The 12,404-nt window shown below is 39.8% G+C and carries 13 protein-coding genes; all 13 read right to left on the bottom strand.

Annotated elements, in window-relative coordinates:
• Nucleotides 1-38 precede the first annotated feature (38 nt).
• Nucleotides 39-1,010, bottom strand: a complete 972-nt coding sequence (locus G6R02_RS07265; RefSeq protein ID WP_164668574.1) for a PhoH family protein — start codon at nucleotides 1,008-1,010, stop codon at nucleotides 39-41.
• A 2-nt stretch (nucleotides 1,011-1,012) separates the two neighbouring features.
• On the bottom strand, nucleotides 1,013-2,227 hold the full coding sequence (yqfD, locus tag G6R02_RS07260) for a sporulation protein YqfD (RefSeq protein ID WP_164668573.1): 1,215 nt from the start codon (nucleotides 2,225-2,227) through the stop codon (nucleotides 1,013-1,015).
• Between the two features lie 21 nt (nucleotides 2,228-2,248).
• Nucleotides 2,249-2,530 carry a sporulation protein YqfC gene (gene yqfC, locus G6R02_RS07255; protein ID WP_164668572.1) on the bottom strand — a complete coding sequence of 94 codons (282 nt, stop codon included), beginning with the start codon at nucleotides 2,528-2,530 and terminating at the stop codon, nucleotides 2,249-2,251.
• Between the two features lie 157 nt (nucleotides 2,531-2,687).
• Nucleotides 2,688-3,164 (bottom strand): hypothetical protein, encoded by a 477-nt coding sequence (locus G6R02_RS07250; protein ID WP_164668571.1) that lies wholly within the window; start codon nucleotides 3,162-3,164, stop codon nucleotides 2,688-2,690.
• Nucleotides 3,165-3,191: 27 nt separating this feature from the next.
• On the bottom strand, nucleotides 3,192-4,190 hold the full coding sequence (floA, locus tag G6R02_RS07245; RefSeq protein ID WP_164668570.1) for a flotillin-like protein FloA: 999 nt from the start codon (nucleotides 4,188-4,190) through the stop codon (nucleotides 3,192-3,194).
• A gap of 19 nt (nucleotides 4,191-4,209) precedes the next feature.
• The gene (locus tag G6R02_RS07240) at nucleotides 4,210-5,493 is read right to left on the bottom strand and encodes an NfeD family protein (protein WP_164670336.1); all 1,284 of its coding nucleotides are present in this window, start codon (nucleotides 5,491-5,493) and stop codon (nucleotides 4,210-4,212) included.
• A gap of 237 nt (nucleotides 5,494-5,730) precedes the next feature.
• On the bottom strand, nucleotides 5,731-6,177 hold the full coding sequence (locus G6R02_RS07235) for a GatB/YqeY domain-containing protein (protein WP_164668569.1): 447 nt from the start codon (nucleotides 6,175-6,177) through the stop codon (nucleotides 5,731-5,733).
• Between the two features lie 15 nt (nucleotides 6,178-6,192).
• Nucleotides 6,193-6,369 carry a 30S ribosomal protein S21 gene (gene rpsU / locus G6R02_RS07230; RefSeq protein ID WP_072887896.1) on the bottom strand — a complete coding sequence of 59 codons (177 nt, stop codon included), beginning with the start codon at nucleotides 6,367-6,369 and terminating at the stop codon, nucleotides 6,193-6,195.
• Nucleotides 6,370-7,053: 684 nt separating this feature from the next.
• Complete coding sequence (gene deoC / locus G6R02_RS07225; RefSeq protein WP_164668568.1) at nucleotides 7,054-7,725, bottom strand: deoxyribose-phosphate aldolase; 672 nt, start codon at nucleotides 7,723-7,725, stop codon at nucleotides 7,054-7,056.
• A gap of 108 nt (nucleotides 7,726-7,833) precedes the next feature.
• On the bottom strand, nucleotides 7,834-9,177 hold the full coding sequence (gene mtaB / locus G6R02_RS07220) for a tRNA (N(6)-L-threonylcarbamoyladenosine(37)-C(2))-methylthiotransferase MtaB (RefSeq protein ID WP_164668567.1): 1,344 nt from the start codon (nucleotides 9,175-9,177) through the stop codon (nucleotides 7,834-7,836).
• Nucleotides 9,178-9,179: 2 nt separating this feature from the next.
• Nucleotides 9,180-9,935 (bottom strand): 16S rRNA (uracil(1498)-N(3))-methyltransferase, encoded by a 756-nt coding sequence (locus tag G6R02_RS07215; protein WP_164668566.1) that lies wholly within the window; start codon nucleotides 9,933-9,935, stop codon nucleotides 9,180-9,182.
• A 1-nt stretch (nucleotide 9,936) separates the two neighbouring features.
• Nucleotides 9,937-10,893 carry a 50S ribosomal protein L11 methyltransferase gene (gene prmA, locus G6R02_RS07210; protein WP_164668565.1) on the bottom strand — a complete coding sequence of 319 codons (957 nt, stop codon included), beginning with the start codon at nucleotides 10,891-10,893 and terminating at the stop codon, nucleotides 9,937-9,939.
• A gap of 387 nt (nucleotides 10,894-11,280) precedes the next feature.
• The gene (gene dnaJ / locus G6R02_RS07205) at nucleotides 11,281-12,396 is read right to left on the bottom strand and encodes a molecular chaperone DnaJ (protein ID WP_164668564.1); all 1,116 of its coding nucleotides are present in this window, start codon (nucleotides 12,394-12,396) and stop codon (nucleotides 11,281-11,283) included.
• Between the last annotated feature and the right edge of the window lie 8 nt (nucleotides 12,397-12,404).

Genomic DNA, 12,404 nt, shown 5'->3' with positions numbered 1-12,404 from the left:
TAGATACAGAAATAAGACCCGCCAGTTGGGGTCTTACTTTATTTACGCGGTTCACTTTGTTTTTCATAAGCATCAATAATTTTTTGTACCAATGGGTGTCTGACCACATCTGTTTGATCCAGATAAACAAAAGATATTCCATTAACTGAAGACAACAGTTGCTTTGCCTCCTGTAATCCGGACTTTACTCCCTTTGGCAAGTCAATTTGTGTTATATCTCCGGTGATTACCATTTTGGATCCAAATCCCAACCGGGTTAAAAACATTTTCAACTGTTCAGGTGTCGTGTTCTGCGCCTCGTCCAATATAACGTACGCATCATCAAGTGTACGTCCGCGCATGTATGCTAATGGGGCAATTTCGATTGTGTCCCTTTCGATTAAACGCATGGTATGTTCACTTCCAAAAACATCGTGTAATGCGTCATACAAAGGCCGTAAGTAAGGATCAACCTTCTCCTTAAGATCACCTGGAAGGAAACCTAAACTTTCTCCGGCTTCAACTGCAGGACGGGTTAACACAATACGTTTTACATCTCCATTTTTCAATGCGTGAACTGCCATGACAACAGCAAGATATGTTTTACCGGTACCTGCAGGGCCAATGCCAAAAACAAGATCGTGATTTTTCAATGCTGTAATATATTTCTTTTGCCCTAACGTTTTTACCCGAATGGACTTTCCTTTGGCATTTTTTGTGATTTCATCTTCAAAAAGTGTTTCAAATTGATTTATTTTTCCTTCTTTGGCCAATTCAACAGCATACACAACATCCCGCTCGGCAATATTCAATCCTTTTCTCACAATGGATAAAAGCGTCAATAAAATTTCTTCGACAAGTGCAATATCTTCATTTGTGCCAGATACACTAACTTGTTCCCCTCTGGTTACAATGGACACATTTAGTTGTTCTTCAATCTGTTTTAAAAATTTATCATTTATACCAAACAAAGCTAATGCTTCATTTGGGTTAGTTAATTGTAACTCAATTGTTCTCAAGTTTTCTGACATAATCAATCTCCTTGATTTATTGGTACCTCTTTGACAATATCTTCTTCCACAGCCATATATAAGGTTAATTTAACTTTACCATTCCCGGTTGATTCATGCAAAATATTTTCGGAAACAATTTCTGCATCCGGACCGAGCTGAAGCTTCAATTCATTTTTCGCTTGTTCAATTCCAATATTTACAGCCTCTTCTTTACTCCTGTCTACTTGATTATACCTTTTTTCACTTAATTTGGTTTCTACTATTTTTACAGGAAGTTTCCATTTTAAAAAATACAGATTGTTTCCTTCCCTTTCTCTGTGAATTTCCTTATAATCGGGTGACCCGAAGCCCCAGATTGGTAATTCAAAATTATTTATTTTCAAATGATATTTGCTTTCACTCTTTCCGGTTAAGAGCTCATGATTAGCTGTCAGCGGTACAGTAACCTCTGTTTCATACCAGGTTTTTGCAATGATATCTCCTTCTGCTGCAACTAAATCAAATTGCTTTTCCTTTTTATCCTTATCCTGGCTCTCATCAAACTGAAGCTTACCCGAAACAAGAATGTCTCCAGGCTCCACATAGTCATTCACTTGTACTTTTGGCAGCCCTTTGGATACATACATTTTTTGTATTACACCTTTTTTTGTAGCTACCAGGTTCCTCGGCCCTTCGACTTCCTCTTCCTTTACAATGGTTTTTTCTACACCTTCAAGAACATAGGATGTGCCCTTTTGATGTACACCAACCCAAAGCAATTCAGGAATATCATTTACCAGCTTTTGCTGCACTTCAGTAGGGGGAGCCAGCGAGAATGTCCATGCCCCCTGATGGATACCATATTCCTCCAACTGCTTGTCTATCTTTTCCTCAATATCTTTTGGAACACCTGTTACCCTGACTTCCCAGATTATATTTGACAGGAAAAAAACAAGCAATATACTTAACAGTAACCCCAAAATAACTTCTTTTCTTCGCAAAAATCTTTTTAATATAAATGGATATCCTTTTTTGTCAACGAACCTGAGTTTATAGCCTGTCCGACGTTTAACCTGTCTAAGTGATGCAATAGCGTTTAATTTAACATTACCTTTACAGGTATTATCTGATTCCTTTTTAATATCCCATACTGTAATTCCCTGTTCATTACAAGCCTGAAAAAAAAGTTCCGGTCTTTTCCCTTTTACTAAAACAGTTACATATCCAGTAATAAAAGAACCTTGTATTTGTTTCATGTCATCCCCCTTGGAACATTTCTAATCTGGTATAAACTTCACCTCAGTTACTGATCCTTCAAGCAATATTTCCTCAGGCAACATCATTTTTAAAACAAATGACGTCCCTAATATTTGTATGTATCCCTTATTTGCTTTCAGCTTAAGCTCAGTATCCGAGTAAACAATAAGTCCTTTGTGGTTTTCAATATAAACATGTATTTGACCAATCATTGTGATTCGTGGTAACTCCAGCATAATGTCAGAAGGTAATGCAAAGGATTTCATTAACAATGGACCGATTCGTTGCTGCAATTTTTTCATCCGGATGGTCCCCCTCTCACAATCATATTTATGACTATCACACCAGGATAAGAACAAGAAAAAAGAACCACTTCTGCGGTAAGCAAATCGCTTACTAAGCAAGTGGTTCTTTCCTGATGGCCGTTTTTACAATATTTTAGAAAACAGCCTTCCTGAACTATTTTCTCCGTTGTGATACAATACTCCGATATGGTTTGTTAGCCCTCGGTGGGCCTAATACTTCGGACATAATAATTCCATTGACCAACCCTTTTTGATTCAAATTGGTCTTAATACGTCTTCTAAGCCTTTTTTGTTCAGCTGATAGGTCTTTTTCCGGTTCTTTAATCGTATTGCCTATTAACGCGTCATGCTCTCCCCCGGGGATCGCTTTATGTGTTGGTGTCTGCATCCGCTCAGCAAGACGGTTACGCTGTTCCTCTTGTTGTTCTTCAATCGAAGCTGTATTTAAAACAGTTTCACCGGCATAATCTGTTACGGGGTGAGCTGTTGTATTTCTGCCGCCAGACGGAGTAGGTGATGGCTTGGGTGTGTTAAAAGTCCGTTTTGGCTTACCTGAGTTATTATCGGATTTATCTTTAATAAAACCCGCAAGACCACCAATAATTGCAAGGATTACAAAAATAACTTCCATCATAACCCTCCTTTATAGGCTGATACATTACTTGTTATTGTCATTTTCCTCTTTATCATCCTGTGACAATTTTCCGATTGTGTCACGCATATCTGTATCTGCATCGATGTTTTTATAATTCATATAGTCCATTACACCGAGATTTCCGGAACGTAATGCCTCTGCAAGGGCAAGTGGAACATCTGCTTCTGCTTCAACAACTTTTGCACGCATTTCTTCAACACGGGCAACCATTTCCTGTTCCTGTGCCACGGCCATTGCACGGCGTTCTTCCGCCTTAGCCTGAGCGATGTTTTTATCAGCCTCAGCCTGGTCTGTCTGTAAAATTGCGCCAATGTTCTTACCGATGTCCACATCGGCAATATCAATTGAAAGAATTTCAAACGCTGTACCGGCATCCAATCCTCTTCCCAGTACATTATGAGAGATGGAATCCGGGTTTTCCAGAACTTTCGTATGTGCTTCCGAGCTACCGATTGTACTTACGACACCTTCACCAACACGAGCGATTACTGTGTCTTCCCCAGCACCACCGACAAGACGATCAATATTTGCACGCACTGTAATACGAGCCTTTGCCTTAACTTCAATACCATCCATTGCAATACCCGAAATAAATGGTGTTTCAATTACTTTCGGATTAACACTCATTTGAACAGCATCCAACACATCACGACCTGCTAAGTCAATCGCTGCTGCACGCTCAAATGACAATTCAATATTTGCACGGTGAGCGGCTATTAAAGCATTAACTACTCTGTCAACATTACCACCCGCCAGGTAATGACTTTCCAGTTGATTCGTATTTACATTTAGTCCTGCTTTATGCGCCTTAATCAACGGATTGATTACTCTTGATGGAACTACCCGACGCAAACGCATACCAACCAGAGTGAAAATACCGACTTTAACTCCCGCTGCTAAAGCACTGATCCAAAGCATTACCGGGATAAACGTAAATAATACTGCCAAAACAATTAAAATAACTGCAATTATTATAATTGGCAAAAATTGTTCTATGTTCATTAAAATTCCTCCTAATTAGTTATAATTCTCGAACTACAATACGAGCTCCTTCTACTTTAACAACTTTTACTTGTTCATTTGCCAGAATAAATCCTCCTTCAGATATAACATCGAGGCGCTCGCCATCCAGTTCAGCTGTCCCTGACGGACGTAATGGGGTTAGAGTCTTTCCTTCCAGTCCGATTAATTCCAACCTGTTTACAGATGAGACATAACCAAGTTCAGTCGTTGTCTGATCCTTCAAAATAATATGCCGGAAGAACCCTTTTTCCAGCCCCATCGTCTTAAATAAAATAACAGAAGCAATTATTGCTACAATAAAGGCAATCCCTATACTCATCGACATATGGCCGATATCCTGACCAGACATAATGAGCGATCCAACTATTGCACCAATACCGAGTATACCGACGATTCCCCCAGGGACAAAAAACTCAGCTATAATCAGTACTATACCAAGTATTAATAATATGATAGCTTCAGAACCAGCGAGACCTGCAACAACATGACCATAGAAAAATAGAATTAACGAAACGATTCCCATAATTCCAGGGACCCCAAAACCAGGTGAATACAACTCCACTATCAGGCCGAGACTTGCGATGGATAATAATATTGGAACCACCACAGGATTTGTAATGAACCGGGCGACTCTTTCAGAAAATGTCATTTCCTTTTCTACGATAGTTGCATTTGTTAATCCTAATTCACTTAATAACCCTGTTCGGTCCTCAACAGTACCGTCCGAATAACCAACTTCAACAGCCGATGATGGTCCCAATGTCAAAAACTTTCCCTCTTCAGCTCCATATTCGGAAAGATCTATACTTGAATCTGCCATCGCAGCCGCATATAAAGGATCTCTGCCTTTTGATTCAGCGGCACTTCGCATTGCTTCCAACCATGCTGATTGAGCTTTTTTGCTGGCAGCAGTACCGTCCTGATTGATGACTCCGCTGGCTCCCATCGTTGCCTGGGGTTTCATGTAAATATTGTCTGTGTTTAATGCTATATAAGATCCAGCTGACAATGCCCTGTTAACAATAAAGGATGTTGTGGTTGTATCCAGGCTCTGTAACAGTTCCGCTATTTGTCCTGCTGCTTCCACTCCGCCACCCGGGGTATCAATTTCAAATATTATGTGATCCGCACCCTCAGACTCTGCTTCTCCGGTTGTTCGGGAAAGAAACGCTTCCAGTCCACGCTCAACCTCATTTTCGATCGGAATAACATATACAAGTTCTCCATCACCACTGTTATCAGCGTCGATAAATGGAACTGCAGTAATAAACAATGAGACCATTGTTATAAATATGAGTGCATATTTTATGTACCGGCTGTATCTGCTACCAGACAAATAACATCCCTCCTCCCTGTTTAGCTGACATTTAGTTATACGTTTTAACTATGTAAATGGTTTCATTTTATCCCTGTTAGTTAAATAGTACCACAACGAGCGGTAATGATGATATACTTCATCTAAAAAAAGAATTTATAAAGGCCTTGTCTAAATTGACAAGGCCAGAGAAACACTTTTGAGTTAATTTAAATGTTTAAGAACAAGTTTGTTAATTTGTGCACCATCAGCCTTACCTTTAACTTTTGGCATGATTGCACTCATAACATTACCCATATCTTTTTTGGAAGTTGCATTAACTTCCTGAATCGTAGACTGAACTAGTGCCTCCAGCTCATCTTCCGTGAACTGTTCCGGCATATATTTCTGCAAAATATTGATTTCAGTTTCTAATTTTTTAACAAGATCATCGCGTCCAGCTGATTTAAATTCCTGGAGGGAATCTTTTCTTTGCTTTAACTCTTTTGACAAAACTGTTAATTCTTCATCTTCAGAGAGTTCCTTATTGCCAAGTTTTATCGTTTCATTTTGTAATGAAGACTTGACCATCCGGATAACACCAAGTGTTTCTTTATCCTTATTTTTCATAGCCAGCTTCATATCCTGATTCAGCTGTTCCATCAATGTCATGCTCTTGCACCCTCTTTAGTATTTACGCTTTCTTGCCGCCTCCGACTTTTTCTTACGACGAACGCTAGGTTTTTCATAGTGTTCACGCTTACGGTATTCCTGCAGTGTACCGCTTTTTGACACACTACGTTTAAAGCGACGAAGAGCATCCTCAAGAGACTCGTTTTTACGAACGCGAGTTGTATTTGACATACTAATTTCCCTCCCTCCGAAGCACAAAACAAAAAATGTACAAACATGTATAACTTTACATGTCTTTGATAATTATAATATAACCCTACTTGCAGGTCAACTTAAAATTTAGTTTTCCATAACTATCGGGCTATTTATTTAATAAAGCTATTTTCGTATAGATTGTTGTATTTGATACAAAATCCATAGACTGTGAACTACTTTGAAAAAAGTTGAGTGCTATGATACCGTTGCGGAAATACACTTCGCTTTCCGGGGGCGGCTGGTGAGCCCTCTTCGTGCTGGCGCACTCAGTGGTCTCACCGATGCCTGTCCTCCCCCAGGAGTCTCAGCGTATTTCCTCCGCTGGGTTCTGCTCACTTTATCTTGATAAATCAATAATTTTTAGTAACGGAATAGATTTAATCCTGTAAACCAGCAGCTGGAATATGCGAGACTCCTGTGGGAAGAACAAGCTAGGCGAGACTCGGAAGCGAGGAACGAGCTGAGGAGGCTCGGCGCTTGCCCACGGCTAAGAAGACACTGCGAAAACGAACTTTTTGAGCAGATGTCGCCTTGGTACCCGGAGGTGTGAAAGCGAGTATATTCCAGCTGCGGTAGTCAGTGAGCCTTACTAACTTATTACTAAATAGGTTTAGTTCGCAGTTTATATCAACTACGAAGTTAAATTTACGAGATGAGTCTTTAATAATCCTCTTGTCCCTTGTTACCGGCAATTATATCTACTCCGGCACTTGCGCCTATGCGGGTTGCTCCAGCGTCAATCATTGCTTTTGTGGTCTCCAGATCACGGACACCGCCAGAAGCTTTAACACCCATCTTATCACCAACAGTTTGACGCATTAACTTAACATCCTCTATCGTCGCACCGCCACCGGAAAAACCTGTGGACGTTTTTACGAAGTCTGCACCTGTTTCTTTTACAAGTTTACAGGCACGTGCTTTTTCATCATCCGATAATAATGAAGTTTCAATTATTACCTTCGTAAGAGCATTTCCTTTTGCAGTTTCAACAACAGCTTCAATATCACGTTTAACTGTTTCATCATCATCGGACTTAAGAGCACCGATATTAATTACCATATCAACCTCTGTTGCACCATCTTGAATTGCTTGCTTTGTCTCGAATTTTTTTGTCTCAGTGGATGTAGCACCGAGTGGGAATCCAATTACCGTACAAACCTTTACTTCCGTATCTTTTAATTCGCTATAGCAATAAGGTACCCAAAAAGGATTCACGCATACTGAAGCAAAACCATGTTCTTTTGCTTCTGCAACAATTTGTTCTATTTTTTCCTTTGTTGTCTCAGGTTTTAATTGTGTGTGGTCAATATACTTTGCAAGGTCTTTGCTCATTACTATCTCCCTTTCATTATGTTGTCCGTACCTCTTCCCTATCATATCATGCTGTTTTTCAAATTGCATCCTGCTTCACAGATAAAAATCCCGGAGTTGTTCCGGGATTCAGGATGTGGCATTCAAAGCAGCATCATCCATTACACGTACAAACGTACCTTCATTATATGGATAACCGGATTTTGTAATTTTTACACGAACCAGTTTTCCAATTAAATCTTTTGGTCCATTGAATCTGACTTTCAGGTAATTGTCTGTATAACCTACAAGCATATCAGTGTTTTCTTCAGACACGCGTTCCTCCGGTATTACTTCCAATACTTCATTTTCATAGTCAGAAGCATACTCTTTAGCTAATTGGTCCGATAGCTCTATCATTTGATTAACACGTTCATTTTTAACATCTTCATCCACCTGATTATTCATGCGTGCTGCCGGTGTACCAGTCCGTCTTGAGAATGGGAAAACATGCAATTCTGAATATCCCACTTCCTTTATAAAGTTGTATGTCTCCATAAATTCTTCATCAGTTTCACCAGGGAAACCAACAATTACGTCAGACGTTATCGCCAGTCCAGGTAGAGCCTTACGAATTTTTTCCACCTTTTGCTTATAAAATTCACTGGAATACTTTCTGCGCATCCGTTTTAATACAGAATCGGAACCTGATTGAAGTGGTACGTGTAAATGACGTACAATTTTTTCAGATTTATCAAGTACGTCGATTACTTCATCAGTAATCTGACTTGCCTCGATGGAGGAGATGCGAATTCGCTTCAATCCATCAACATTTGTTTCCAATTCTCTAAGCAGTTTTGCAAAGTTGTAATCATTCATGTCTTCCCCATAACCGGCGGTGTGTATTCCGGTTAAGACAATTTCTTTATAACCTGCATCAACCAGCTTTTGTGCCTGTTCCACTACATTTTCCGGATCTCTTGAACGGAGTAAGCCTCTTGACCATGGGATAATGCAAAATGTACAGAAGTTGTTACATCCTTCCTGTATTTTCAAAGAAGCACGCGTTCTGTCTGTAAACTCCGGTACATCCATCTCTTCAAACACACGATTCTTCATAATATTTGTTACACCATTAATCGGTTCACGCGTTTTTTGATGTTCTTCAATGTAGTCAATCATCTTTTTTCTGTTCTGCGTCCCGACAATTACATCAACACCGGGAATTTCCATAATTTCACCCGGTGATGTCTGAGCATAGCAGCCGGTTACACAAACGACAGCCTCAGGGTTTTTACGGACAGCTCTTCTGATAACTTGTCTGCTTTTTTTATCCCCGGTATTAGTCACTGTACACGTATTAATTACATATACATCTGCTTCACGATTAAAATCGACCCGTTCATAACCATTATCCTTAAACATATTCCATATGCCTTCTGTTTCATAATGATTCACTTTACACCCTAACGTATGAAAAGCCACGGTTGTCATTATCAGCACCCCAATTCTTCAAATTGATATGAAATACTTGCTAAAACATATAAAGCAGCGGTCTCCGTTCGTAATATCCGAGGACCCAATCGTACTGAAAAAAATCCATTTTCCTTTAACAGTGTTGCTTCATTATCTGAAAAACCACCCTCTGGACCAATACAAACCAATACCCGATTACCAGTTTCCAATTTACTTATTATCGTACCAAAAGATTGAAAATCAATTGTTTTAGCTTCTTCCTCATAAGCAAAAAGCTTCACATCGTATTCCGAACTTTCCTCTATCAATTTCTCCGTCGAAACTACCTGGCTGATTTGCGGGATTTTATTTCGATGACTTTGCTCACTTGCTTCTTTAACTATTTTTGAAAAACGCACCAGCTTCTTTTCTTCCTTTTTGCCGTCCCAGACGACTACAGACCGCTCTGCCTGTACAGGAATAAATGCAGCAGCACCCAGCTCTGTACCTTTCTGCAGAACTAATTCAAGTTTGTCACTCTTGGGTAATCCCTGAGCAATGGTAACGCTGACCGGCAGTTCATTCGATTCATCCAGCCAATCCTTAACAACGGCATGTATCTCATCATTGTTCAGCAGTGTAATCTCACATATTGCTGCCTTTCCTTCAGGATGATTACAAATTATTTTATTTCCAGCCTGAAATCGCATAACGTGACTGATATGGTGTGTATCATTACCAGTAATGACAACTTGTTCATCTAACCAATTATCAGCAGGGATAAAATAGCGTTGCAAATCAAGCACCACTTTCCTGGGAAATCTTTTTAGCTATTATGGCTACCCAATCTTCCATTTCGTTCATTTCAAGTATTTGAAAACCATTTTTCTCAAGTTCATCGATTACCATTTGTTTTTTTGCACGGATAATACCTGAAGTAATAAACAAACCATCTGATTTCAGGTTATTCCAGGCATCCTTTACAAATCGGACTATAATCTCAGCAAGTATATTAGAAACAATTACATCCGCTTTCATGTCTACTTGATTCAGCAGATTATTTTGTTTAACTGCGATTTGTTGATTGATTTTGTTTAGTTTACTGTTAATTTTAGTGCTTTTAACCGCAACATCATCAAGGTCAAAGGCATGCACCTGTTCTGCTCCAAGTAAAACAGAAGCAATACTTAAGACCCCTGATCCGCACCCTACGTCTATAACCGTATCGTTCTCTTTCAAGTATTGTTCCAAAGCCTGAATACTCAAAACAGTTGTCGGGTGTGTACCGGTACCAAATGCCATCCCGGGATCGAGTTCAATAATTAACTCATCACTTGAAACTGGTGTGTAGTCTTCCCAAGTGGGGGTAATTGTAATCTTTTTAGATATTTTAACAGGCTTATAATATTTTTTCCATGCTGTAGCCCACTCTTCTTCATGTACCTCACTGAGTGTTATCTGATTTCTTCCTAAATCTATATCATAAAGCATTAAATTATTAATGGCCTGTTTGATTTCGTTAACCGTTTCACCCAAAAAGCTGTTTACTTTTAAATAAGCTTTAATATAAACTCCCTCTTCCGGATATTCTTCGGGATTCAGTTCATATACCTCACCAAAAAAAGTATCTCTTTCCTGAACCAGATCCAATGGGTCCTCAATAACGACCCCGCTGGCACCCGTTTCATGCAAAATATTGGAGATAGGTTCAATAGCTTCATTTGTCGTATGGATACAGAGTTCCGACCATTTCAATAAAATCCACCCACTTCCAGGAAAAAGTGACATCATATATGTATGGGGGGCTGGGACAAAAGTTTTTTATCAAAAGGAACAGAACACATTGAAAAAAGGTGCAAAACAACCGCTCCGGAAATATACTTTGCTTTCACACCTCCGGGTACCAAGGCGACATCTGCTCAAAAAGTGCGTTTTCGCAGTGTCTTTTTAGCCGTGGGCGGCTGTTGAGCCTCCTTGCGCTACCGCGCTGCGGAGTCTCACCTAGGCCTTTCCTCCCACAGGAGTCTGCGTATATTCCCTACGCTTAATTTGTGTATAAGTCGTCTCTTCTGTTATCGTTTTTGTCTTGTCCCAGCCTCTTTTAAGTTTTTAAACTGTAATATTGACTTCAACTGTAAAAACTTAATTTTTAAATGCGTTTTTGAATCGTTGAAAAAAGGAGCTTTCTTGTTCATCAGTAGCTTCATTGCCGCTGATTTCATTAAATTCACGCAAGATTTCTTTTTGACGGTCTGTTAATTTGTTTGGTGTAATTACTCGTACCTGAACGTGCTGATCACCATGACCGGCCCCGCGAACATTGGGTGCTCCCTTACCTTTCATACGAAATACTTTACCTGTCTGGGTTCCTGCAGGTACTTTCAGCATAACTTTCCCATGAACTGTTGGCACTTCAATCTCATCACCAAGTGCCGCCTGAACAAAGGTAAGTGGTAATTCACAGTAGATATGATCTCCTTCACGTTCAAAAAACTCATGAGATCTTACCTGGATTACAACGAATAAATCTCCTGGAGGTCCACCGTTGACACCTGGTTCACCTTTTCCGGAAACTCTGATTTGCTGTCCTTCGTCAATACCAGCCGGAATAGAAATATGAATGGTCTTGTTCTTTTTCACTCTGCCAGCTCCGCCGCATGTATTACATTTCTCAGGAATTATTTTACCGGAACCGTTACAATGGTGACATACACGGCGATTAACAACCCGGCCAAATGGTGTATTCTGTTCCATATTTAATTGACCTGAGCCATTACAATGTGAACAGGTTTTTGTCTTCGTTCCAGGTTTCGCACCTGAACCATGACAAGTCTCACAATTTTCTTCTTTTGGTATATTAATATCGGTTTCTTTACCGAAGATTGCTTCTTCAAAATCAAGAATCATGGAGTATTGCAGGTCAGCACCCTGCTGGGGCGCATTAGGATCCCGACTGCGTCCTCCGCCACCGAAGAACATATCAAATATATCACCAAATCCGCCGAAGTCCTGTGCTCCGCCGCCAAAGCCTTGACCTTGTGCACCTGCATGCCCAAACTGATCATATTGTGCACGCTTTTGTTCATTGCTCAGCACTTCGTAAGCTTCTTTTGCTTCCTTAAATTTATCAGCAGCATTTTCTTCTTCACTGACATCTGGATGATATTTTCTTGCCAGCTTTCGATATGCTTTTTTTATTTCATCTTTTGAAGCACCTTTTTCAACACCAAGTACTTCATAATAATCACGTTTACTCACTTGTAAAT

The organism is Virgibacillus doumboii, assembly GCF_902806455.1.
GTDB classification, from domain to species: domain Bacteria; phylum Bacillota; class Bacilli; order Bacillales; family Amphibacillaceae; genus Lentibacillus; species Lentibacillus doumboii.
Note: the sequence above shows the minus strand (reverse complement) of the source record. Positions and strands in the feature narration are given on the sequence as shown.

Excerpts from the sequence above, each read along its gene's own strand:
- mtaB (WP_164668567.1), bottom strand. The coding sequence starts at position 9,177 with ATGACAACCGTGGCTTTTCATACGTTAGGGTGTAAAGTGAATCATTAT.
- G6R02_RS07265 (WP_164668574.1), bottom strand. The coding sequence starts at position 1,010 with ATGTCAGAAAACTTGAGAACAATTGAGTTACAATTAACTAACCCAAAT.
- G6R02_RS07240 (WP_164670336.1), bottom strand. The coding sequence starts at position 5,493 with ATGGTCTCATTGTTTATTACTGCAGTTCCATTTATCGACGCTGATAAC.
- rpsU (WP_072887896.1), bottom strand. The coding sequence starts at position 6,369 with ATGTCAAATACAACTCGCGTTCGTAAAAACGAGTCTCTTGAGGATGCT.
- G6R02_RS07250 (WP_164668571.1), bottom strand. The coding sequence starts at position 3,164 with ATGGAAGTTATTTTTGTAATCCTTGCAATTATTGGTGGTCTTGCGGGT.
- yqfD (WP_164668573.1), bottom strand. The coding sequence starts at position 2,227 with ATGAAACAAATACAAGGTTCTTTTATTACTGGATATGTAACTGTTTTA.
- deoC (WP_164668568.1), bottom strand. The coding sequence starts at position 7,725 with ATGAGCAAAGACCTTGCAAAGTATATTGACCACACACAATTAAAACCT.
- G6R02_RS07235 (WP_164668569.1), bottom strand. The coding sequence starts at position 6,177 with ATGACATTGATGGAACAGCTGAATCAGGATATGAAGCTGGCTATGAAA.
- yqfC (WP_164668572.1), bottom strand. The coding sequence starts at position 2,530 with ATGAAAAAATTGCAGCAACGAATCGGTCCATTGTTAATGAAATCCTTT.
- floA (WP_164668570.1), bottom strand. The coding sequence starts at position 4,190 with ATGAACATAGAACAATTTTTGCCAATTATAATAATTGCAGTTATTTTA.